The organism is Roseobacter sp. (assembly GCF_024639605.1).
Taxonomy (GTDB): Bacteria; Pseudomonadota; Alphaproteobacteria; order Rhodobacterales; family Rhodobacteraceae; genus Roseobacter.
The window spans coordinates 1-22590 of record NZ_JAHEHZ010000034.1 but is presented as its reverse complement, the minus strand read 5'-3'; the positions used below and the strand labels follow the sequence as shown (position 1 = coordinate 22590).

Below are 22590 nucleotides of genomic sequence, written 5' to 3'. Positions count from 1 at the left end.
AGTTCAACGGGAGGAAACCACATGAAAACGATCAAAGGACCGGCACTGTTTCTGGCGCAGTTCGCAGGCAACGACGCCCCTTTCAATTCTTGGGACGCGATCACAAAATGGGCTGCCGGTTGTGGCTACAAGGGCGTTCAGGTCCCCAGCTGGGACGCGCGTCTTTTTGATCTCGACAAGGCGGCGACCAGCAAAGATTACTGTGACACCTTCAAAGGCGAAGCTGCGGAGAACGGCATTGAAGTCACCGAACTCTCTACCCACCTGCAGGGGCAGCTCGTTGCCGTGCACCCGGCCTATGACGCGGGCTTTGACGGCTTTGCCGACCCTAAGGTGCACGGCAATCCTAAAGCACGCCAGGAATGGGCGGTGAGTCAGGTGAAGAAAGCGATCAGCGCATCTGCCAACCTCGGAATAAAAGATCACGTGACCTTCTCGGGTGCGCTCGCCTGGCCCTACCTCTATCCCTGGCCACAGCGGCCCGCAGGTCTGGTTGAGACAGCCTTTGATGAGCTCGCGAAACGCTGGCGGCCGCTCCTTGAACATGCCGAAGAGAACGACGTGAACATCTGCTACGAAATCCACCCGGGCGAAGATCTGCACGACGGTGTGACCTTTGAGATGTTCCTTGAGCGCGTGGATAATCACAATCGCTGCAACATGCTTTATGACCCGTCGCATTACGTACTGCAGTGCATGGACTACCTCGATAATATCGAAATCTACAAAGATCGGATCAAAATGTTCCACGTCAAGGATGCCGAGTTCAATCCAACCGGCCGGCAGGGCGTTTACGGGGGCTATCAGTCCTGGGTCGATCGCGCGGGACGGTTCCGCAGCCTTGGCGACGGGCAGGTGGATTTTGCCGCCGTCTTTTCGAAAATGGCCGCCAATGATTTTGACGGCTGGGCTGTGGTCGAGTGGGAATGCTGCCTTAAACACCCGGAGGATGGCGCGCGTGAGGGTGCGCAGTTTGTCAGCGATCACATCATCCGCGTGACCGAACGTGCCTTTGACGATTTTGCGGATGGTGGCACGGACGAGGCCGCAAACCGCAAAATGCTGGGGATATGAGCCATGAGTAATCGCATACGCTTAGGTATGGTTGGCGGCGGCAACGATGCTTTCATCGGAGCCGTGCATCGCATCGCGTCGCGCATCGATGACCATTATGAACTGGTTGCCGGGGCTCTGTCCTCCACGCCGGAGAAATCACAGGCCTCAGGTCAGGCGCTCGGTCTGCCCGCAGACCGCATCTATGGTGACTTCAGGGAGATGGCAATCCGTGAGGCGCGGCTGAAAAACGGGATTGAAGCCGTGGCGATTGTCACGCCTAACCACGTGCATTACGCCGCCGCGCGGGAGTTTCTTAAGCGTGGCATTCACGTTATCTGCGACAAGCCGCTGACCTCGACGCTCGCGGATGCGCGCAAGCTTGTCAAAGCGGCAGAGAAATCCGATGCGCTGTTTGTTCTGACGCATAATTACACCGGATACCCGATGGTACGCCAGGCACGTGCGATGATTGCGGCAGGCGAGATCGGGAAAATCCGGGTTGTGCAGGTCGAGTATCCGCAGGACTGGCTGAGCGAGGAACAGGATTTCAAACAGGCGGCCTGGCGCACCGATCCGGAGCGATCCGGCGCCGGTGGCTCGACCGGAGACATTGGCACACATGCCCACAACCTCGCGTGCTTTGTAACCGGGCTGACCGTGGAAAGCCTCGCGGCGGATCTGCAGGCTTTCGTGCCCGGTCGCAGGCTGGATGACAACGCGCATGTGATGCTGCGGTTTAACGGTGGCGCGCGCGGCATGCTCTGGTCCAGCCAGGTGGCGCCCGGCAATGAAAACGCGCTGCGTCTGCGGGTTTACGGCGAGAGCGGGGGGATGGAATGGGCGCAGGAGGATCCGAACAGGCTCTGGTTCACTCCGCTGGGAGAACCCACGCGGCTGATCACGCGGAACGGCCCGGGTGCCGGCGACGCCGCGGCCCGCATGAGCCGTATCCCGCCCGGCCACCCGGAGGGATATCTTGAAGGGTTCGCCAATATCTACTCCGAAGCAGCACAGGCGATCATCGCGCGGCGCGATGGAAAAACACCCGATCCGGATGTGACATATCCGACGATAGAAGATGGTCTGCGCGGTATGGAGTTTGTGGACGCCTGTGTGCGCTCTTCGGCAAAGAACGCGGCATGGATCAACATCTGAGGGTAGAAATGGGCCGGCGCGGCCATCAACAGACTGTTTACGCCGTCCAGCCCGCACCCGCGAAGTATAGGGTAACCCACTGAGAAAAATTATAAATTGCCGAAGGCGGGGTTTAATTGCGTGGAGTTTTACTAAAGTTGCGATAGTTCCGGTAAGGAACTGACAGCTATATTCCGACACCATGGGCTTCTCAGATACAGAGAGGGCCGATGTTCCAGAAGAATTCCGCCGACGATCTGCTGGCATTGTTTAACCAGTTTCGTTTTCCGGTGTTTGCCGCCGAAAGACCGGCACGCGGTGCGCCGTTCCGGATCTTGTGTGTGAACAATACCTTTGAAACGGCGGTCGGCCCGGATGCGGCCACAGATAACGGGGTATGCTGGGCGGATGACACGGCGGGTGGCGCGGCTTCGGTCAGATCGCAATGCATGGCCTGCGCAAATGCCCGTGCAGACATCCGGTTTGAGCAGATCCTGCCCACACCGGAAGGCACGCGGTTATGGGATATGTCATTACAGCATGTTCCGATGCCTGGCAGTGGTGATCGCGTTATCGGAGTGGCTTTCCAGATCCGGAATAACGTGCAGGCCGAAAAACACCGGCAGATGCGCGATGACATCCGCTTTTTCTCCAGTCTCGCTGATCTGCAGGTACAGAACCTCGTCTCGATGTTTGAGACCGCGCAGCAGACCGATCTTTTCTGCACTGATAACGCCGGGCGGGTGGATCGTCTGATCGGAATATGCCGCGGGGTGCAGCAGGCGGTTGGCGACATCCGTAAGGCCCTCGCCAGGTGCGAAAATGCGCCACGCAGCGGAGTACATGATACCTGGCCGCAGAACCCCGCAGCCACCACCGGGAAAGCGCCGGACACGCTGCGCGCGATGTCCGGGGCGGCGCATCAGAAAGACGATAGCAGCAGATCAGCCTGATACGTTACGAAAAATATCTCGCAGGCCAAAAACGGTAACGTTTTGATTGAACCGAATCGCACGGCGGCCTAATATGGCGCGCAACCGGAGGACCTGATGCAGGCATATATCTGTGACGCGCAGCGCACACCCGTCGGACGTTATGGCGGTGCTCTGTCCGCTGTGCGCGCCGATGACCTGGCCGCAGCACCGGTCCGGGCGCTGATTGCGCGCAACCCAGGCCTTGACTGGGCGCGTCTCGATGATGTCGTACTCGGGTGCGCCAACCAGGCCGGCGAAGATAACCGGAACGTGGCCCGCATGGCAGCATTGCTGGCGGGTCTGCCCGTCGATGTGCCCGGGATCACGCTGAACCGGCTCTGCGCGTCGGGTCTGGATGCGGTCGGCACAGTGTCGCGCGCCATCCGGGCGGGCGACATGGACATGGCAATCGCCGGCGGAGTCGAAAGCATGAGTCGCGCGCCTTTCGTCATGCCAAAATCCGACAGCGCTTTCTCACGCTCGGCAGCACTCTATGACACGACGATCGGCTGGCGATTTGTGAACCCCGCGATGAAACAGGAGTACGGCACCCATTCGATGCCCGAGACCGCGGATAATGTGGCCAAAGACTACGGCATCAGCCGTGCGGATCAGGACGCCTTCGCCGCGCGCAGTCAGGAACGCTATGCCGCAGCGCATCGGGCAGGGGCCTTCGAAGATGAAATCTGTCCTGTGGTGATCCCGCAGCGCCGGAGCGATCCGGTGACGGTGACCGAAGACGAACATCCGCGCCCGGAGACGAGCCTTGAAAAGCTCAGCAAACTGCGCGGTATTAATGGCCCGGATCTCACAGTAACGGCGGGGAATGCATCGGGCGTGAACGATGGTGCCGCAGCGATGCTGATCGCGGGGGATGCTGCAGTGAGGGACTACGGGCTGACGCCGATGGCGCGGATTGTCGGAATGACGGCCGCAGGAGTGGCACCGCGCATTATGGGTATCGGCCCGGTACCGGCCTGCGAAAAGCTGCTTGCGCGCACCGGTCTCAGCATCGGGCAGATGGATGTGATTGAACTTAACGAAGCTTTTGCGGCTCAGGGGCTCGCCACGCTGCGTGCCCTTGGCGTTGCAGATGATGCACCGCATGTGAATGCGCAGGGCGGCGCGATTGCAATGGGTCATCCTCTGGGCATGTCGGGCGCGCGCCTTGCGATGACAGCCGCGTATCAGTTGCGGCGGACCGGCGGGCGTTATGCGCTCTGCACCATGTGCGTGGGCGTAGGTCAGGGCGTGGCACTTATTCTGGAGAGGGTGTGAGATATGTATGCACAGATGATCAGATCGACTGGCAGTAAGGTGAAGACCCCTGAGGAAATGGATCCGCAGGAGCGCGCTTTTCAGGAACGCATCGACGCCGGCGGCAAGATCGAGCCGCGCGACTGGATGCCCGAAGGCTACCGCAGAACGCTGATTCGCCAGATCGGACAGCACGCCCATTCCGAGATCGTGGGTCAGTTGCCCGAAGGTAACTGGATCACCCGCGCACCAACTCTGGAACGCAAAGCCATTCTGCTGGCCAAGGTGCAGGACGAAGCGGGCCACGGTCTCTATCTTTATTGTGCCGCAGAAACGCTGGGCGTGAGCCGCGATGAACTGACCCGCGATCTGCTTTCGGGCAAAATGAAATACAGCTCGATCTTTAATTATCCGACCCTGACATGGGCGGATATGGGGGCTGTCGGCTGGCTGGTCGATGGTGCCGCGATCATGAACCAGGTGCCGTTGCAGCGCACATCTTACGGCCCCTATGCGCGCGCCATGGTCCGGATCTGCAAAGAGGAATCCTTTCACCAGCGTCAGGGCTTTGACATCATGATGAAGATGGCGAACGGCACGAAAGAACAGCGCGCCATGGCGCAGGATGCGCTGGACCGCTTCTGGTATCCGTCGCTGATGATGTTCGGCCCGTCCGATGAAAACTCGGTGCATTCCGCTCAGAACATGGCGTGGAAAATCAAGATGAACACCAATGACGAGCTGCGTCAGAAGTTCGTCGATCAGACAGTACCCCAGGCGGAATTTCTCGGCCTGACGGTTCCGGATGCGGACCTGAAATGGAACGAAGAGCGCGGCCACTACGACTTTTCCGAACCAGACTGGGATGAGTTTTTCGAAGTGCTTGCCGGCAACGGTCCCTGTTCAGCCGACAGGATGGAGGCGCGCAACAAGGCCTGGGACGACGGCGCCTGGGTCCGCGAGGGTCTGCTGGCCCATGCGGAAAAGAAAAAATCCCGGGCCGTGGCAGCGGAGTAGAGACATGCAGAACGAATGGCCCCTGTGGGAAGTTTTCATCCGTGGCCAGCACGGTCTCAGCCACCGGCACGTCGGATCTCTGCATGCGGCAGACGCGGAAGGAGCGATCAAAAACGCCCGTGACGTGTATACCCGCCGCAATGAAGGCGTGAGCATCTGGGTCGTCGAGGCCAGGCAGATCGCGGCCTCGTCACCCGGCGACAAGGGCCCGTTCTATGAGCCCGCGAATGACAAGGTGTACCGGCACCCCGGTTTTTTCGATATCCCCGATGATGCAGGTGCAATGTGAGCGACCCGCTTTTCGAATTCCTCTGCCGCATGGGTGACAATACACTGGTGCTGGGCCACCGGGTGTCGGAGTGGTGCGGCGTGGCACCTGTGCTCGAAGAGGACATCGCCCTCGCAAATACGGCGCTTGATCTGATCGGGCAGACAACCCTCTGGCTGAACCTCGCCGGTGAGGTCGAAGGCGCCGGCCGCGATGCAGATGCGCTGGCCTTCCGCCGGGACGTGCGGGAGTTCCGTAACCTGCTTCTGGTCGAACAGCCCAACGGCGATTTCGGCCGGACTATCATGCGGCAGTTTCTTTTTGATGCCTGGCACCGGGCCTGCCTTTCGGCGCTCTGCGAAAGTACACATGACGGCATAGCGGCCATCGCTGAAAAGTCCCTCAAAGAAGTCACGTATCATCTGGAGCGTGCCTCCGATACCGTCATCGGCCTCGGCGACGGCACCGACGAGAGCCACGCCCGGATGCAGACCGCACTTGACCGGCTCTGGCCCTTCGTCGGCGAGATGTTCACCGGCGATGACGTGGATAAAGCGATGACCAGCGCCGGCATTGCGCCGGACCCCGCCAGCCTGCGCCCGGCTTTTGATGAAAAGGTAACGGACGTGCTGACCAACGCGACCCTGACCCCGCCGGAAAGCGATTTCGCTCACAGAGGCGGCAAAACGGGCAAGCGTCATTCGGAACATCTGGGGCATCTGCTGACGCAGATGCAGTGGCTGCAACGCGCCTATCCGGACGCGACATGGTAACCGAAAAACCTTCAACAGAGACTGTTTTCGACTGGCTGCGGGCGGTGCCCGATCCCGAAATTCCTGTGCTCAGCCTCGTGGACCTGGGCGTGATCCGCGATGTGGCCTGGCAGGGCGAAACGCTCGAGGTCACCGTCACGCCGACCTATTCGGGCTGCCCTGCGACGCGCATAATTAACCTCGACATCGAAACGGCGCTGCGCGCGCGGGGTATTGAAAAGCTGCGCCTGAAAACGCAGCTTTCGCCCGCCTGGACAACAGACTGGATCACCGGACGCGGGCGGGAACAGCTCGAAGCCTATGGCATTGCACCACCACAGCCGGCCGGTGGCCCGGCGCGGTGTCCGCAATGCCGTTCTGAAAACCTTGAGCGGATCAGCCAGTTCGGCTCGACCCCCTGCAAAGCGCAGTGGCGATGCCGCGCGTGTCTTGAGCCTTTTGATTACTTCAAGTGTATCTGACATGGCCAGGTTTCACCCCCTTATCGTCACCGGCATCCATCGCACCATTCGCGATGCCGTTGTGCTGACCCTGCGCCCGCAAGACCCCGGGGCTTTTGCCTTTACACCCGGTCAGTATCTCACCTTCCGCCAGGATTTTGACGGCACCGAACTGCGGCGCAACTATTCCATCTGCGCAGGCTCACAGGACGGCCTGCTTCAGGTGGGCATCAAACAGGTGGATGGCGGGGCCTTTTCCACCTTTGCCAATAGCGAACTCAATGTCGGTGACACCCTGCATGCCATGCCGCCACAAGGACGCTTTTTTCCCGGAACAGAGCCTGATCAGGCGCGCAATTACCTCGGTTTTGCCGGCGGGTCAGGGATCACGCCGGTGCTGTCGATCCTGAAATCAGTGCTGGAGGAAGAGCCCCGTTCGACCTTTACGCTGGTCTACGCCAACCGGGCGGTGAACACGATCATGTTCCGCGAAGAACTCGAAGACCTGAAAAACCGCTATATGCAGCGGCTCCGGATTATCCATGTGCTGGAATCCGGCCAGGACATCGGGCTTTTTACCGGACGTGTCGATGCGGAAAAATGTGCGGGCCTTTTTGAACAATGGATCAGCGTGGACGACATAGATATGACGCTGATCTGCGGACCTGAACCGATGATGATCACCATTGCAGACAGTCTGAAATCGCATGGTATGGACCCGGGCAAAATCCGCTTTGAGCTCTTTACGGAGAGCCAGCTGGGGCGTCTTGCCCGCGCGGCTCTGGCCGAACGTGCGGCATCCGCCCCCGGCACCGAAGCACATATCACTGTCGAAGGCGTCACCCGCAGTTTCATCATGCCCAAAGACCAGTCAGTGCTGCAGGCCGCTCTGGACAATGCGCTCGATGCGCCCTTTGCCTGCCGCGCCGGTGTCTGTTCAACCTGCAAAGCGCGCGTGCTGGAAGGCGAATACCAGATGCTTAGTAATCATGCGCTTGAGGATTATGAAGTCGAACAGGGCATGGTCCTGACCTGCCAGTGCTACCCGCTGGGCGATACAATCACCGTGGAATACGACACCCATTAAGGAGGCGTGATGCCCGACACCAGCGCCCTGACCGCCGTTCACAGTTTTATTGCCGGCCGCTGGATCCCGCCCGGCGGCGAGGCGCGCATCATCCAAAGTGCAATAACCGGTGCCCCGCTTTACAGGGCAGGCAGCGATGCACCCGATGCAGCGGCGATCCTGGGCTGGGCCACCGACAAGGGCGGTCCCGCGCTGCGCGCCATGACGTTCCACGACCGCGCCCGCATGGTCAAAGCCCTCGCGCTCTGGCTGAAAGAGCACCGGCAACAGCTCTACGATCTCAGCTTTGACACCGGTGCCACACAGAAAGATCACCTGATCGACGTGGATGGCGGTATCGGCACCATGCTGGTTTTCGCATCAAAGGGGCGCCGCGAAATGCCCGCCGGGCAGGTTTACATCGACGGTGCCGCCGAACAGATCAGCCGCACAGGGACTTTCATGGGTCAGCACATTGCGGTGCCGTTGCAGGGCGTGGCCGTGCAGATCAACGCGTTCAACTTCCCGGTCTGGGGCATGCTGGAAAAGCTGGCACCTGCACTCATCGCCGGCGTGCCGTCTGTTGTGAAACCCGCAACGGCCACCTCATACGTTACCGAGGCCTGCATCCGTCTGATCCTGCAAAGCGGTTTGCTGCCCGAAGGGGCCGTACAGCTGATCACCGGCGGGACCGGTGACATGCTGGATCATCTCGGCGGGCAGGATGTGGTGAGTTTCACAGGTTCCGCCAAAACAGCGCTGAAACTGCGCAGCAATCCTCGTCTTTTGGCCGGCGCGACGCGTTTCACTGCGGAACAGGACAGCCTCAACGCCTCTGTGCTCGGGACGGACGCAGGCCCCGGCACGCCGGAGTTTGACCTTTTCGTCAAAGAGGTTCACCGCGAAATGACCGTGAAAGCCGGTCAGAAATGCACCGCCATACGCCGCGTAATGGTGCCGGAACGCCATGTTGAGGCTGTGATATCAGCACTGTCCGGGCGACTTGCCACGACCACCGTCGGCGATCCGCGGCTGGACACAACCGGCATGGGAGCACTGGTCTCTCAGGAACAGAAAAGCGACGTCCTGAGTAAATGCACGCAGCTCGGCAAGGAGGCTGAGCGTGTCTTCGGCGATCCGGAAAGCTTCTCTGTTGAAGGCGAAAACCTGCAGAAGGGTGCCTTTCTGCCGCCCATGCTATTTTATTGCACGGCCCCGGATGATGCCGCACATCTGCACGACACCGAAGCCTTTGGCCCGGTGGCCACGGTCATGGGATACCGCAACACGGCCCATGCCGCGCGGCTGCTGAACCGGGGCAAGGGTTCGCTCGTGGCCTCGGTTTTCACAGGCGACCCGGAGGTGGCGCGAGAGATCACGCTGGCTTCTGCGGCTTTTCACGGTCGTCTGTATTTCAACAACCGCGCTTCAATGGCGGAGGCCACCGGACACGGCGCGCCGCTGCCGCATATGATCCACGGCGGCCCGGGGCGTGCGGGCGGCGGTGAAGAACTGGGCGGGGTGCGCGGCGTGCTGCATTACATGCAGCGCACTGCGATCCAGGGCAGCCCGGACATCATTTCCGGCATTACCGGGCAATGGATGCCTGGTGCCACCGAAGACCAAAGCAAACCGCACCCTTTCACGCGCCCCTTTGGCGATCTGGCACCCGGAGATACACTGACCGCCGGCCCGCGCCGGATCACCACCGAAGATATCGAAACTTTTGCGCATTTTACCGGCGATATGTTCTACGCACACATGGATGAAACGACCGCCGCAGCTAATCCGTTTTTCCCCGGCCGGGTCGCCCACGGGTATCTGCTGCTGAGTTTTGCCGCCGGCATGTTCGTTCACCCCGATCCCGGGCCTGTGCTGGCCAATACCGGACTCGATAGTTTGCGGTTCAGGGCCCCGGTGAGCCCCGGCGATGAGATATCTGTGACACTGACGGTCAAAGCGAAAACGCCCCGCACCGGGGACTACGGCGAGGTGCGATGGCATGTAAAACTGACCAACGCGGATGATGCCACCGTTGCAGAATATGACCTGCTGACGATGAATGCAGTCTGACGCCTTTTCCACCCACAGACGCGCGCTGACCGGTATCGGCGGCCAGCGTGTCTGGTCGCTCATTGTCTCTGTCTTCGGCGATCTGGCGCAGGACAAGGGCGCGACCATTCCCGGTCCGGTCCTCTCGAAAATTATGGCCGCGATGGATGTGCGCCCGGAAGCCACGCGCGTTGCACTGCACCGGTTACGCCACGACGGCTGGATCAGATCGCGCAGAACAGGGCGAACAAGTCTGCATAGTCTGACAGCGCATGGCCGTCGCGAAACGATCGCCGCGAGCGCCCGGATCTACGCATCACCCGATACTATACCCCGGGACTGGCAGATCATTCTGACACCGGAGGAAGACGACGAAACTGCTCTGCGCACTATGGACTACGCCCCGTTGATGACGGGCGTCCTGATTGGTGCACGGGGGGCGCCTGTGCCGCCGGATGCGGCTCTGTTACAGGGCGAAACACTGCCTGCCCGGATCCGCCACGCCGTGGCACCTGCCCCGCTCTGCGCGGAGTATGCGGCCCTTTATGAAACGCTGAAGCGTATCAGATCCGACCTGCCTGAACTGACACAGCTGCCGCCGGTACACCGTGCAGTGCTGCGCTGTCTTATCGTCCACAACTGGCGGCGTCTGGTGCTCAGACACCCCGATCTGCCGGAATCGGTTTTTCCGGAGGGCTGGCGCGGGCATGACTGCCACCGGCTGGTGTACGATCTGCTGCAGGCACTTCCCCGCCCGACCGACACAGACACCGGGCACTGAAGCGCAAATCGCGCGCTTTCACAGACCTTCGAGGCGCGCTATAGGAAGCGCATGACACATACAGTTTACAAACATGATCTGCCCGACGACCTGGACCTTGGCCCGGTTGTCGCCATCGACTGCGAAACAATGGGCCTGCACCCGCATCGTGACAGGCTTTGCGTCGTGCAGCTTTCAGGTGGTGACGGTAACGCGCATCTGGTTCAGATCAGCAAAGGCCAGACCGCGGCCCCGAACCTCTGCCGCCTGCTGAAAGATGAAACGGTGCTCAAGCTCTTTCACTTCGGGCGCTTCGATATCGCCGCGATGCTGAATGCTTTCGGCGCCACCGCCAGCCCGGTCTGGTGCACAAAAATCGCCAGCCGTCTGGTGCGGACCTACACCGACCGGCACGGGCTGGCGAAACTGCTGCAGGAACTCCTCAACATCGATATCAGCAAACAGCAGCAGTCCAGTGACTGGGGCGCTGACACGCTGACCGAGGCACAGATCGAATACGCCGCCTCCGACGTGCTTTACCTGCACCAGCTGCGCGACGCGCTCACCGCTATGCTGGAACGCGAAGGACGGTTGGACATGGCGCAGGCCTGTTTTGACTTTCTGCCCGTGCGTGCACGGCTGGACCTCGAAGGCTGGCCCGAGACGGACATCTTCGCGCACGCATGAAAACGCCGTTTATCGATACCGCCCGCGAGGTGATCCGCGCCGAAGCCGCAGCTCTGACCACGCTGGCAGACACGCTTGATGCGCGTTTTCGTGACGCCATCGACCTGTTGCTGAACAGTCGTGGCCGCGTGATCGTGACCGGCATCGGCAAATCGGGCCACATCGCGCGCAAAATCGCGGCGACCCTTGCCAGCACCGGCACGCCGGCACAGTTCGTGCATCCGGCAGAGGCCAGCCACGGGGATCTGGGCATGATCACATCGGCGGATGTGGTGCTGGCGATCTCGAACTCGGGCGAAGCCCCGGAACTGGCCAATCTGATTGCCTATTCACGCCGCTTTGACATCCCGCTGCTGGGCATCACGAAAAACCCCGGCAGCAGTCTCGGACGGCAATGCGATGTCATCATTGAGCTGCCCTCGCTGGGTGAGGCCTGCGGCACGGGCGTTGTGCCCTCGATCTCGACCACGATGACCCTGGCGGTCGGAGACGCACTGGCCATCGCACTGATGAAACACCGCGATTTCACGCCGGAAAACTTCCGCGATTTCCACCCGGGCGGCAAACTGGGCGCACAGCTCAGCCGCGTGGGTGATCTGATGCATACCGGTGACGCCATTCCGATGGTGCGCGAAGAGACCCCGATGCCGGATGCCCTGCGCATCATCGGACAGAAAGGTTTCGGCGTTGTGGCCGTCACGGACGCAGACGGCATGCTGCGAGGTATCATCACAAACGGCGACATCGGGCGCCACCTCGACAAGCTGAACGGTGCCACCGCGCGCGAAATCATGACCCGCTCGCCGGTGACCATCGCCCCCGGCGCGCTGGCCGAAAAAGCCGTCAGCGTGATGAATGACCGCGAGATCACCTGCCTGCTGGTGGTGGATCCTGAAACCGCGGGGCGCGTCAGCGGTCTCATTCATATCCATGACTGCCTGCGCGCAGGACTGGGGTGACCGGCCATGCACGTCGACAGCTATTCACGCACCATCGCCTGGCTCAAAGTTGCCCTGCCGCTGATGGCACTGGCGCTTCTGTCGACGCTTTTTCTGCTCTCGCGGGCGATTGACCCGACGGCGTCGATCCCGTTTGCCGATCCGGAAGTACGCGACCGCCTAGCAAACCAGCAACTGTCCGGGCCCTATTTTTCAGGCACCACCGCAAATGGTGATCAGATATCGCTGATTGCCGAAACCGTGACGTCGCCGCAGGACGTGGTGGGCGAAACCCGCGCTTTGGACGTGTTTGTGCGCATGGAACTGGCCAGCGGCACGGGCGTCATTGTGAAGTCCGATAATGCTTCGGTCGATCTGCAACGTGACCGGTCAGCACTGGCCGGCAATGTGGTGCTGACCACCACACAAGGCTGGCAGGTCCGCAGCCAGTTGCTGAATGCGAGGCTTACATCGCTTGAGCTTATTTCCCCGGGAACCGTTTTTGCCCTGACCCCGGGCGGTGAACTCACAGCCGGTAAAATGCGGATGTACTCTCCCGGTGCCGGAGAAGCCGCCCAAATGGTTTTCACAAACGGTGTGAAACTGGTATATCAACCCAAACAGGTGGAAGAATAACGACGTGAAGCTGTTCAGAGTTCTCGGATTTCCCGCCCTGGCAGCGGTTCTTGCAACCAGCCTCTGGGCCCAGGGCGCGCAGGTCGCATTCGGAACCCTGCGGTCGTCTTCTGATCTTCCCGTCGAGGTTGCCGCCGACAACCTTTCGGTCGATCAGTCCACCGGCACCGCCGTTTTCACCGATAATGTGGTGATCGCCCAGGGCGAGATGCGCCTTTCTGCGGCGCGCGTGCTTGTCGTGTACCGCGAGGACACAAGCGGGATCGCCCGTCTGGAAGCGTCGGGCGGGGTCACACTTGTCTCGGGCGAGGATGCCGCGGAATCTGAGGAAGCCGACTATGACATCGATAACGGCACCATCGTGATGACGGGTAATGTGCTGCTGGTGCAGGGTCCTTCGACCTTGTCTTCCGACCGGATGACCGTTGAACTCAACGCCGGTACCGCACGGATGGAAGGCAGGGTCCGAACCGTCCTGCAGACCGGCGAGAGATAATGACGCGACCTGACCTGACAGTTTCCGAAGGGTCGCCGGGGCTGCGGGTTGAGCATCTGCGGAAATCCTATCGCAAGAAAGTCGTGATCCGGGATTTCTCGATGTACCTCGACCGGGGTGAGGTCACCGCGCTGCTTGGTCCGAACGGTTCCGGCAAGACCACAACGTTTTATGCCATCGCCGGTCTTGTGACGCCCGAAGGTGGTACGGTCACGATTGACGGTCAGGATGTGACAGGGTTTCCGATGTACCGGCGCGCCCAGCTTGGCATCGGGTATCTGCCTCAGGAGATGAGCATCTTTCGCGGCCTGTCGGTTCAGGACAACATCGCCGCCATCCTCGACATCACTGAAAAGCACCCGCACAAACGACGCGAACGCCTCGAAGAGCTGCTGTCGGAGTTTTCCATCGAACATCTGCGCCGCGCGCCGGCGCTTGCCCTCTCCGGCGGAGAACGGCGACGTGTCGAAATTGCCCGCTGCCTCGCGGCAAATCCGAAGTATCTGCTGCTCGATGAGCCCTTTGCCGGGGTGGATCCGATTTCGGTGGGCGACATCCGCCACCTTGTGGCCGATCTGAAAAAACGCGGCATCGGTGTGCTGATCACGGACCATAACGTGCGTGAAACACTGGAAATAGTGGACCGTGCTTATATCCTGCACGAAGGCCAGGTGCTGATGTCCGGGACCCCGGATGAGGTTGTCAGCAACGAAAACGTGCGCCGGGTCTATCTGGGTGATAATTTCCGGATCTCCTGACCCAACCGTCAGTTCGTTAACGATTTTTTTTCTTCTCCGCAGATCCTGTTTTGTTTGACTCTGATGCCCGTTATCTGGCTCAGTATAGACATGGCGTTCTTAAGTTTCCGTCTTTACGTACCCGAGCCTGCCCGCCAGGGACAAAAGACTTTAAACTCCGCGCCATATTCCGGAATGCCTGCTGAAACAGAAACTGACCCGTCAGGGCCGGAGCTGAGCAGGGGCGTTCGTCATTTGAAGGAGAGACTATGCGGTACCAGATCAGCGGCAAACAAATCGACATCGGAGAAGCACTTCAGATCCACGTCAAAGAAGAACTGGGCGAGGCTGTCAAAAAATATGCCGAACGCCCGACAGAGGCTGTCGTTGTATTCTCCAGATCCGGTCATGAGTTTGTCTGCGAAGCCACCGTACACCTGTCCACCGGTCTGACAGCCCAGGCCAAAGCCCACCAGAACGAGATCTATTCAGCCTTTGACGCCTGTTGTGAAAAGATGGAAAAGCAGCTGCGCCGATACAAGCGAAGGCTGAAAGATCATCACAAAGACCGGGCAGAACCAGTTGAAATCTTCGGAGCTTCCTCATATATCCTCGCCTCAGACTCCGACTCAGAGGAGTCAAACGAGCCTGAAACGTTGCAGCCCATGATTGTGGCGGAGATGGAAACAAAAATTCCTTCTCTTTCCGTTGGAGAAGCCGTAATGCAGATGGAACTTGCTGGAGCACCGGTACTGGTGTTCCGCAACGAGGGAAAGCAGGGAGTAAACGTCGTATATCGCCGCGACGACGGCAATATCGGCTGGATAGATCCTGAATAGACACACGGGCAGAAGATCGCCTCAGGAACAGTACGGGCAGTATGAATTTTGCAAACCTCCTGAAACCGGAGGCCGTGAAAGTTTTAACCTCGGCTTCGAGTAAAAAACGCCTCATGCACGATCTGGGTGATCTGGCTGAGAGCGCTTATGGCGTAAAATCTTCCGATGTGCTGAACGCGCTGCTTGAACGGGAATCGCTCGGGCCGACAGGTGTGGGTCACGGCGTGGCGCTGCCACATGCCCGCCTGGAAGGTCTCGACCGCGTTGTCGGGGCCTTCGTGCTGCTCGACAAACCGATCGATTTCAACTCGGTCGACCGCCAGCCGGTTGATATCGCCTTTGCGCTCTTTGCGCCTGAAGATGCGGGTGTCGAACACCTCAAAGCACTGGCGCTGGTATCGCGCACGCTGCGCAATGCCGCGATCTGTTCCAAACTGCGCTCTAATCCGAACGCCGCGACGCTCTATACAATTCTGATTTCTGACGAAGCAGCGCAGGCCGCTTAGCTGTAACTTCCGAAACCAAAGGTGAGATAGTCACGCGCATAGGCGGCGGCGGCGAGCCTTTCGGTGCGCGCGGTACAGACCTCAGCAAGTGAAAACGGTACGTCGTCAGGCGATGGCACCAGAGGTTGCGCTTCGGCATAGCCCATCCGCTTCGCAAGCGCATGGAGATCGGCGGCGGCCTCATCCTCGCGGATCACAAAATCCGGCAGCATCAGCCCGCCGAAACCCTGCAGCACCTGTGCCTGGCTGCACCATGCGGCATCCGTTCGGATCGCGGTCTGTCCGGCCAGATTGCCTTTGAGGAACTCCAGAAATGCGTGGAAGGCTGCACGGTGCTGATCAATATCGTAACCGCTGTCCGGCGCGCCGTCAGGCAGCGGCAGCCCGTACCGGCGCACCAGTGTCGTCCGGATCGCATCATAAACCTGCGGGCCGGTCCCGAGGATGTAGCTGCAGAATGCGTGATGCGCGCGCGCCAGTGGATGACGGATCACCGTGAAACTGCGATGGCCGGGCTTTGAACGCTTCCACAACCGCAGATCCTTCTGAGACATTCGCAGACCCAGCGCCTCTTCGTTTACTCCGTCCAACGCAGCCAGCCAGGCGGTGACCGGTGCGACCGGTCCCCCTTTTACAGGCAGATAGAGCAATGGCGCGGTATGCCCTGCCACATAAGTCGGCACCGCTGCGGCCCGTCTTGGCTCAAAATCAGGCACGCGCGACAGGCTGAACGGATCGGCCCCCGCGAGGGCCTTTTCCATATCCTCAAAGTTGCTGACTTTCTCCGAGAGCGGCTCAGGATTCTGAACCTTCAGCCGCATATCAGGCGCATCAAGGCGCGCGTCACTGCCCAGAAACATTGCCAGCCCGTTGATCACGTCGAGCAATCTCAGGTCCTCGTAATCGAGAATGAACGCCGTCTGGCCGCTTGCCTGAAGCTGGTGCAGAACGCTGGTCTGAAAATTCTGCAGATCAGCCACGAATGTAGCAAACTCCGCTGCATCAAAGACCACCTGCGCCTTCTTGCGCCGCGCCACGTCAGTCAGTTTCCACTGGCCGGTTGATTGCGCGATCTTCCAGCTGACATAGCTTTCTGCAGGGTTGCGCGTCAGCAGCACTTTGGCACAACGCTCATCCGTCAGCACCGCATCAAGAACCCGGGGATCGTGATCGTGAAAATATCTGAACCCGGTCAGCCCGGGCTCGGCCCGGATCAGACGCAAAAGCTGCATCGGGTCTTTGTCACGGGTGTCCTGCTCCATGCCGAGCAGCGTGCTGGTGTCCGGATAACCGATGAAGTGCGGGTTGAACGCCTCGCCAAGGCAGGTCACACCGTCCAGCGCATTCAGATTGGTTTCGAGGAAATTCGATCCCGTGCGCATCTCTGCGAATATGACGAATGTGTCGAACCGCCCCATGGATCAGCGCACCAGATAAGGACGCGGCGGCTTTTCGGGCCGGTGCTGCACCACGTCCTGTTCAACCGGGAAGTCACCCATAAGATAGGGATGCATCCCCTGGTTTTTCAGGTTCTGCAGAAACTGTCCGAAGCCGCGCAGACTGACCATGCGCGGCATCTCTTTGAGCCGCTGCGGTGTGCCGGTCCCGATCTCATCGAGGATGGTCTGCAACGGCTCCATCGGGGCCTCGATAAATTCCGCCATGGTCCAGATCCGTACCCGCGCCTTTGTCCAGGTCGAGCGCAGCACATCAAGATGATCGCTCTCGATCTTCTGCAACTCAGCCGCGCGCTTGCGCAGATCCCGGAAATCGGCGTTTGAGCGAAACAGCGGGATGGACCAGGCGCCACTGATCACTGAAATCTGCGCGTTAGGGTCTTTGGCCACGCGCCAGTTGATCACCTGGTTGTCCGCTGGTCCGAACTGAAAACACTGCCGCTGCCCGCGTGTGTTCCAGATGAGATTGGTCAGAAAGAAATTAGCGTTGTAATCGCGCAGCACCGCGCTGTCGCTGAGCGCACCGTTGATCGCGTTCTGACCGTCGGCAAAATGTACACCATCGGGGGCAAAAAGGTGACCATGCACCCGGGCATCGGTGGCGCGCGCGAGCCAGGGTTCAAAGTTGTCGAAAAGCTCGGCAAACCCCTGAAACATCGAGAACGGGGCCGCCGTCACACCGTTTTCCCAGTCTTCACGTGGAAACCGGCTCTGCATGTAAAGGCCCGCGCGCCCGCGCATCCGCCGCTCGACCGCCTTGGCAAAAATCCGGTCAATCTTGCCCGGGTTTGGTTCCTGGCGGCTCATGGCCCCAGCCTCATCGGTCAGAAAAGCGTCATAGAGCCGCTGCGCCCGGGGCCAGATTTTCCGTGCTACAAAACAATCCGACCGCCGCAGCAACTGCAGATGATCGTCATAGAAAATGTGCGGTTTTCCCTGGTAATCGAACTTGGACAGAGTCAGCGACCGGCTCTCGATGTTCACCGAATACTGGCGGGCCATCGTCTGAAAATAGCTTTCATCGGGGATCCAGACCCGTCGGAAATAACGGTCGTATTCTTCGCGCGCGGGATCCTGAAGTATGGCCGACAGGGTCTGGCGGGTCAGGCACCACCACTGCGAACCCATATGTGGCACGAGACCACCAGGTATCTTTCGTTTCATGCGGAAAAACCGCTGCCAGGCGACGTAACGGTCAAAGAGATACCGGTTTTTCTTCCACGAAAACGGAAACCGCAGGGTGAAACGTTCTGCATCAAGCCCGCCCACGGTCCAGGGCACATCGGCCGTCGTGGCGCTCTCGATGAAATCGGTCTGAGGGCGTGCGTCGAGGTAATTGATCAGCTCCTGTACCGGACGCAACGGCAGGCAGGAACCGGAGGCCAGATAGACGTGCCGCACCTGCGGATACTGCGCCAGCATCCTCTCAGACGCGGCCTGTGTCGCAGCGACAATACCCCAGGTGCCCCACTCACAGCGGAAGCGTTTGGAAAATTCGACATCCGGCAGGTCATCAAGTGCGCGCACGAATTTCTGATAGGTTTTGCGCGGCACGGACCGGTCCACATGTATCACCACCGGACAGCCCGAGGCGGACCAGTGGCGCACCACCTCTTCGGCCCGGCCGAGGGCTGTGTGCACCAGCATGACGATGCCGACGCTCATGCCCAGTTCCCCTTGGACATGAGGCCCAGTATCTCAAGCTGTCGCCAGTTGATGTACTTCTCCGACCACTTGCACCAGAGCTGTGTGTCGCGCCCCAGATTGTCGGCATAGGCGCGGTACTCGTAGGATTCCGCATAGTGCTGCCGGCGTTCGATCTCCTCGGACGCCTTATCGGCAAAGGTGTCGATAAATTTCGCATGCAGCAGAACGCCTGAGGCTTTCTCGCCGCCCCATTCGTCGTAAACGAGGTTCAGACCGCGCGGCAGCAACATATGCGTCGAGTGCACATAGGCATAGCGCCGGTCCCATTTCACCAGCGGAATTTTATTCAGCGCCGGCGCGCGGTAAGGCTCGTCGCGAAAAAAAACACGCGACCGCGGTCCGCCCTGGATCCACAGGTTGCCATAGAGATGATTGCGGGTGATCGAATAGTTGCCGCTGTCAAACCAGCAGGCGATCTCCATCGGGTCCATACCCGGCAGATAGCGCTGATCCTCCAGCCGCCCCTTGGGATACATATCCAGCAACATCGCCGAAAATGCCCTGATCGAGCAGGTGTCGAGCCAGTCGGTCAGCGCCTGCAGCGGTCGCGTATCGCAGAACGGATAAAGCAAAAACTCGTCGGGATCGACCACGACGCACCAGTGACCATGGCCGTATCTGCTTTGCAGATGGTTCAGCCAGTCGACGCCATACCGCGATTTGCGATAACTTGACCGGGTACGCCAGACCGACACATCAGCCTGGTCCGCCAGATAATCCGCGCTGCCATCGGTGCTGTCATTGTCGACGATCAGAAAATGCGTGACACCCATGCTCCGGTAGTAATCGAGGAAATAGGGGAGCCGTACTTTCTCGTTGCGCATGGTCGAAAAGAGCAGGATCTCATCCGGTCGGATCGTATCTGTACGGTCGGAAACACGGCGCAGTTCCGGGCTTTTTCGGAGCGCACGAATCCGCAGACGCTTACGCGCCAGACGCATCCGGTAAGACCCCAGAACACCCAAGCTTTCTGCCCTTTTCTGCCACCGCCCGGTTGCAGGCCTGTCCCCGGTTGATCCGGATGTGCCTGCACAAGACTTTCGCCGCTGTTTATAGTTTGCGACTTCTTTACATTTTATTGCCTGAAAAGCGCTTTTTTGCAATGGTTTGGAGTAGTTTCGGGATGTCCGGATCCCGGTCAGTCCCGGTCACCACCGCCACTCGTCATCAGCCCGAGATCGACCAGCTGGCGCCAACCCGTTAAACGTGTGGACTGGGGCTCCCACATGTCAGGGTTTTGTGCCACAGCGTCGTAGTAATCATCATAGGCCTTTGAGTTGGTGAAGTGCTCCGCGCGTGCCTTTTCACGGCGCGCACGGGCCGGTGATCCAGGCAGAAATTTCGTGTGCAGCAGCGCGCCGCTCAGAGCCTCTCGACCCTGCACGTCCCATGTCTGGTTCAAAGCGGGAGGCAGCAGATTATGTGTCGAATTTACATATGCATAAGACCTGTCCCAGTGAACCAGCGGGATCTTGTTCATGGTCGGGGCGCGGCGCGGATCACTGCTGAAAAAGCACCGTGCGCGCGGGCCACCCTGCAGCCAAAGATTACCCATCTTTGGTTGTATCTGCGCCTGATACCCCCAGGCATCGAACCATGGCAAAACCTGAACCGGATCCTGCTCCGGGTCATAGCTCTGTGCGTCCGGAGGGCCCTTGGGGTAGAGATCAAGCATGATCGCACCCATCACCCTCTGGTTGTACTGCATCAGATCCGCAGTGAGCCTGCACAGGTCGCGCGTATCATACCCGGGATAGATCAGAAGCTCATCTGCATCGACCGTGACGGTCCAGTGCCCGTGCGCATAGCGCCGCTGCAACCAGGTGATCCAGTCCATGCCAAAGCGCGATGCCTTATAGCTGGCCCGGGTCTGCCAGAGGCTCACATCGGGCTCTGCGCGCAGATAATCAGCTGTCCCGTCATCGCTGCCATTATCAACAATCAGAAAATGCCCGACGCCCAGCCCGCGATAGTGTTTCAGAAACCACGGCAGCCGCTGCATCTCGTTGCGCACAGTGATAAAGACAAGGATATCATTTCGGGCAATCGCACCTGTGCGCTCAGACACCGGCATCAGATTGTGCCGCGACCTGAACGCCCGCCACAGCATCCGTTTGCGCCGCAGACGCAGCTTGTACCGTGTCAGCAGGGAACGACTGGCAGGCATGAAAAACTCCGAAACAGAGCCGCATCAGCCGACCGGCTGAGTGCAGTCTTTCACAGGCGCTGCCCTGACACCAGCCACAGGGCGGGTGTTACTCCGCCGCTTTGCCCAGATTGACCACTTCGTGCAGGTAGGCCGCGAGATCATCATGCAGCTCAGGCCGCGCAAGGCCAAACGCAACTGTCGCCTGCAAAAAGCCGGACTTGGACCCGCAGTCAAAACGCTGACCGGCAAACCGGTAGCCATACACACCCCGGTCGCTGCGGATCTCTTCCGCGATTGCATCCGTAAGCTGGATTTCTCCACCCGCGCCGCTTTTCATCTCATGCAGGTTATTCAGCACCGACGGCGACAGGATATAGCGCCCGATCACTGCGAGGTTGGACGGCGGATTTTCTTTTGGCTTTTCGACCATGCCGCGGATGCGCACCATCGACCCCATGTCTTCGGCCACATCGAGCATACCGTAAGACGAGGTCTTTTCCAGTGGCACTTCCATCGCCGCGACCATGTTGCCACCGGTCTCTGCATAGGCTTCGACCATCTGCTGCAGACACGGCTTATCCGCCGCGATAACGTCATCCGGCAGGATCACTGCAAAGGGCTCGTCCCCGATCAGCCGGCGCGCGCACCAGACTGCATGGCCGAGGCCCAGCGCTTTGTGCTGCCGGATATAGGCAATCGCACCGCTTTCCATGTTGGTCGATTTGAGGGTGTTAAGAAGCTTTGTCTTGCCCTTCTTCTCCAGTTCCGCCTCAAGCTGCGGCGCGTGGTCGAAGTAATCCTCAAGCGCGCCTTTGCCGCGCGAGGTGACAAATATGAATTCTTTAATGCCCGCTGCCCGCGCTTCGTCGATCGCGTACTGGATCAGCGGACGATCTACCAGCGTCATAATCTCTTTAGGAACTGACTTGGTCGCCGGCAAAAATCTTGTGCCCAGCCCTGCGACAGGAAAGACCGCTTTGGTAACCTCACGGTTCATACTCATGTCCTCTTTTACCTCTGAAAAACACTCACCGCAGCGACCCTAACATCTGCCGGTGCCAAAAACATCAGGCTTGTTGAAATATAGCAGAATTTGCTAAATCTGGTGATACAATACCTGTAATCGACGGTGATCAGCACGATTTTGCCACCGCCGCTGCCACAAATGAGCAACGCCCTGCTACCCCGGTCAGTCGAGGTTCATTTCAGCCATCATCTTTTCCAGCTTCGGCACGTCTTCGGGGTTATTCAGCTCCCAGAACTGGCGGCCCCGCGCTGAGACTTCCACGCAGAGTACGCGGCGCCCGTTTTCCAGAAAACGCAGCTGCTCCAGGCCTTCGAGCTTTTCCAGAGGGCCAGCGGGCCAGTCCGGATAGGCCGTCAGCGCATCCGCGCGATAGGCATAGACACCAACATGGTGAAAAACCGGTGTTTCAGGCTCTGTCCCCCAGGTTTTGCCGGTATAGGGGATGACCTCCTTCGAGAAATAGAGCGCCTGTTTTTGCCGCCCGAACACCGCCGTGGTGCCGCCAACACGTCCCGCCTGGCGGTCCGCCAGAAACCCGTTAAGGGTCGCCCCGTCACAGCGCAGCACCGGTGTTGCGATCTCAGCTTCCGGGTCCGCGCGCAGGCCGGCGATGA

General features: G+C 59.7%; 23 protein-coding genes and 1 pseudogene. 18 read left to right on the top strand and 6 right to left on the bottom strand.

Features of this window, described 5'->3' with window-relative positions:
* Positions 1-21: 21 nt before the first annotated feature.
* The 18 genes from Q0M35_RS06620 to Q0M35_RS06535 all read left to right on the top strand — a co-directional run bounded on the left by Q0M35_RS06620 (position 22) and on the right by Q0M35_RS06535 (position 15636).
* Positions 22-1074, top strand: coding sequence for a sugar phosphate isomerase/epimerase (locus tag Q0M35_RS06620; RefSeq protein ID WP_295313425.1), 1053 nt, complete (start codon positions 22-24; stop codon positions 1072-1074).
* A gap of 3 nt (positions 1075-1077) precedes the next feature.
* Complete coding sequence (locus Q0M35_RS06615; RefSeq protein WP_295313424.1) at positions 1078-2211, top strand: Gfo/Idh/MocA family oxidoreductase; 1134 nt, start codon at positions 1078-1080, stop codon at positions 2209-2211.
* Positions 2212-2420: 209 nt separating this feature from the next.
* Positions 2421-3143, top strand: a complete 723-nt coding sequence (locus Q0M35_RS06610; RefSeq protein WP_295313423.1) for a hypothetical protein — start codon at positions 2421-2423, stop codon at positions 3141-3143.
* A gap of 96 nt (positions 3144-3239) precedes the next feature.
* The gene (gene pcaF / locus Q0M35_RS06605; RefSeq protein WP_295313422.1) at positions 3240-4442 is read left to right on the top strand and encodes a 3-oxoadipyl-CoA thiolase; all 1203 of its coding nucleotides are present in this window, start codon (positions 3240-3242) and stop codon (positions 4440-4442) included.
* Positions 4443-4445: 3 nt separating this feature from the next.
* Positions 4446-5438 carry a 1,2-phenylacetyl-CoA epoxidase subunit PaaA gene (paaA, locus tag Q0M35_RS06600; protein ID WP_295313421.1) on the top strand — a complete coding sequence of 331 codons (993 nt, stop codon included), beginning with the start codon at positions 4446-4448 and terminating at the stop codon, positions 5436-5438.
* A 4-nt stretch (positions 5439-5442) separates the two neighbouring features.
* Complete coding sequence (gene paaB / locus Q0M35_RS06595) at positions 5443-5727, top strand: 1,2-phenylacetyl-CoA epoxidase subunit PaaB (RefSeq protein WP_169639023.1); 285 nt, start codon at positions 5443-5445, stop codon at positions 5725-5727.
* Between the two features lie 29 nt (positions 5728-5756).
* The gene (gene paaC / locus Q0M35_RS06590; protein WP_295313435.1) at positions 5757-6479 is read left to right on the top strand and encodes a 1,2-phenylacetyl-CoA epoxidase subunit PaaC; all 723 of its coding nucleotides are present in this window, start codon (positions 5757-5759) and stop codon (positions 6477-6479) included.
* Complete coding sequence (gene paaD / locus Q0M35_RS06585; RefSeq protein WP_295313420.1) at positions 6473-6940, top strand: 1,2-phenylacetyl-CoA epoxidase subunit PaaD; 468 nt, start codon at positions 6473-6475, stop codon at positions 6938-6940. Before paaC ends, paaD begins: the two co-directional genes overlap by 7 nt.
* A 1-nt stretch (position 6941) precedes the next feature.
* Positions 6942-8006 (top strand): 2Fe-2S iron-sulfur cluster-binding protein, encoded by a 1065-nt coding sequence (locus Q0M35_RS06580; protein ID WP_295313419.1) that lies wholly within the window; start codon positions 6942-6944, stop codon positions 8004-8006.
* 9 nt (positions 8007-8015) lie between these two features.
* The gene (gene paaZ, locus Q0M35_RS06575) at positions 8016-10058 is read left to right on the top strand and encodes a phenylacetic acid degradation bifunctional protein PaaZ (protein ID WP_295313418.1); all 2043 of its coding nucleotides are present in this window, start codon (positions 8016-8018) and stop codon (positions 10056-10058) included.
* The gene (locus Q0M35_RS06570) at positions 10048-10818 is read left to right on the top strand and encodes a PaaX family transcriptional regulator C-terminal domain-containing protein (RefSeq protein ID WP_295313417.1); all 771 of its coding nucleotides are present in this window, start codon (positions 10048-10050) and stop codon (positions 10816-10818) included. Before paaZ ends, Q0M35_RS06570 begins: the two co-directional genes overlap by 11 nt.
* Before the next feature lie 51 nt (positions 10819-10869).
* Positions 10870-11484 (top strand): ribonuclease D, encoded by a 615-nt coding sequence (locus Q0M35_RS06565; protein ID WP_295313416.1) that lies wholly within the window; start codon positions 10870-10872, stop codon positions 11482-11484.
* The gene (locus tag Q0M35_RS06560; protein ID WP_295313415.1) at positions 11481-12443 is read left to right on the top strand and encodes a KpsF/GutQ family sugar-phosphate isomerase; all 963 of its coding nucleotides are present in this window, start codon (positions 11481-11483) and stop codon (positions 12441-12443) included. The genes Q0M35_RS06565 and Q0M35_RS06560 overlap by 4 nt, the downstream gene beginning before the upstream one ends.
* 6 nt (positions 12444-12449) lie before the next feature.
* The gene (locus Q0M35_RS06555; RefSeq protein WP_295313414.1) at positions 12450-13058 is read left to right on the top strand and encodes a hypothetical protein; all 609 of its coding nucleotides are present in this window, start codon (positions 12450-12452) and stop codon (positions 13056-13058) included.
* Positions 13059-13068: 10 nt separating this feature from the next.
* Positions 13069-13554, top strand: coding sequence for a lipopolysaccharide transport periplasmic protein LptA (gene lptA, locus Q0M35_RS06550; protein WP_295313434.1), 486 nt, complete (start codon positions 13069-13071; stop codon positions 13552-13554).
* On the top strand, positions 13554-14312 hold the full coding sequence (lptB, locus tag Q0M35_RS06545) for an LPS export ABC transporter ATP-binding protein (RefSeq protein WP_295313413.1): 759 nt from the start codon (positions 13554-13556) through the stop codon (positions 14310-14312). The genes lptA and lptB overlap by 1 nt, the downstream gene beginning before the upstream one ends.
* A 248-nt stretch (positions 14313-14560) precedes the next feature.
* On the top strand, positions 14561-15130 hold the full coding sequence (gene raiA / locus Q0M35_RS06540) for a ribosome-associated translation inhibitor RaiA (RefSeq protein ID WP_295313412.1): 570 nt from the start codon (positions 14561-14563) through the stop codon (positions 15128-15130).
* Between the two features lie 41 nt (positions 15131-15171).
* Positions 15172-15636: a PTS sugar transporter subunit IIA gene (locus Q0M35_RS06535; RefSeq protein WP_295313411.1), complete on the top strand. Its 465-nt coding sequence runs from the start codon at positions 15172-15174 to the stop codon at positions 15634-15636.
* Here Q0M35_RS06535 and Q0M35_RS06530 read toward each other — a convergent pair.
* The 6 genes and pseudogenes from Q0M35_RS06530 to Q0M35_RS06505 form a co-directional block, all read right to left on the bottom strand.
* Positions 15633-17054, bottom strand: coding sequence for a nodulation protein NodH (locus Q0M35_RS06530; RefSeq protein ID WP_295313410.1), 1422 nt, complete (start codon positions 17052-17054; stop codon positions 15633-15635). The two genes, Q0M35_RS06535 and Q0M35_RS06530, sit on opposite strands and share 4 nt — an antisense overlap.
* Before the next feature lie 3 nt (positions 17055-17057).
* Positions 17058-18758 carry a beta-1,6-N-acetylglucosaminyltransferase gene (locus Q0M35_RS06525; protein WP_295313409.1) on the bottom strand — a complete coding sequence of 567 codons (1701 nt, stop codon included), beginning with the start codon at positions 18756-18758 and terminating at the stop codon, positions 17058-17060.
* Positions 18755-19741: a glycosyltransferase family 2 protein gene (locus Q0M35_RS06520; RefSeq protein WP_295313433.1), complete on the bottom strand. Its 987-nt coding sequence runs from the start codon at positions 19739-19741 to the stop codon at positions 18755-18757. Before Q0M35_RS06520 ends, Q0M35_RS06525 begins: the two co-directional genes overlap by 4 nt.
* A gap of 197 nt (positions 19742-19938) precedes the next feature.
* Positions 19939-20967, bottom strand: a complete 1029-nt coding sequence (locus Q0M35_RS06515; RefSeq protein ID WP_295313408.1) for a glycosyltransferase family 2 protein — start codon at positions 20965-20967, stop codon at positions 19939-19941.
* 88 nt (positions 20968-21055) lie between these two features.
* Positions 21056-21946: a UTP--glucose-1-phosphate uridylyltransferase GalU gene (gene galU, locus Q0M35_RS06510; protein ID WP_295313407.1), complete on the bottom strand. Its 891-nt coding sequence runs from the start codon at positions 21944-21946 to the stop codon at positions 21056-21058.
* A 192-nt stretch (positions 21947-22138) separates the two neighbouring features.
* Positions 22139-22590: pseudogene (locus Q0M35_RS06505) on the bottom strand (3-deoxy-manno-octulosonate cytidylyltransferase); the annotation flags it as partial.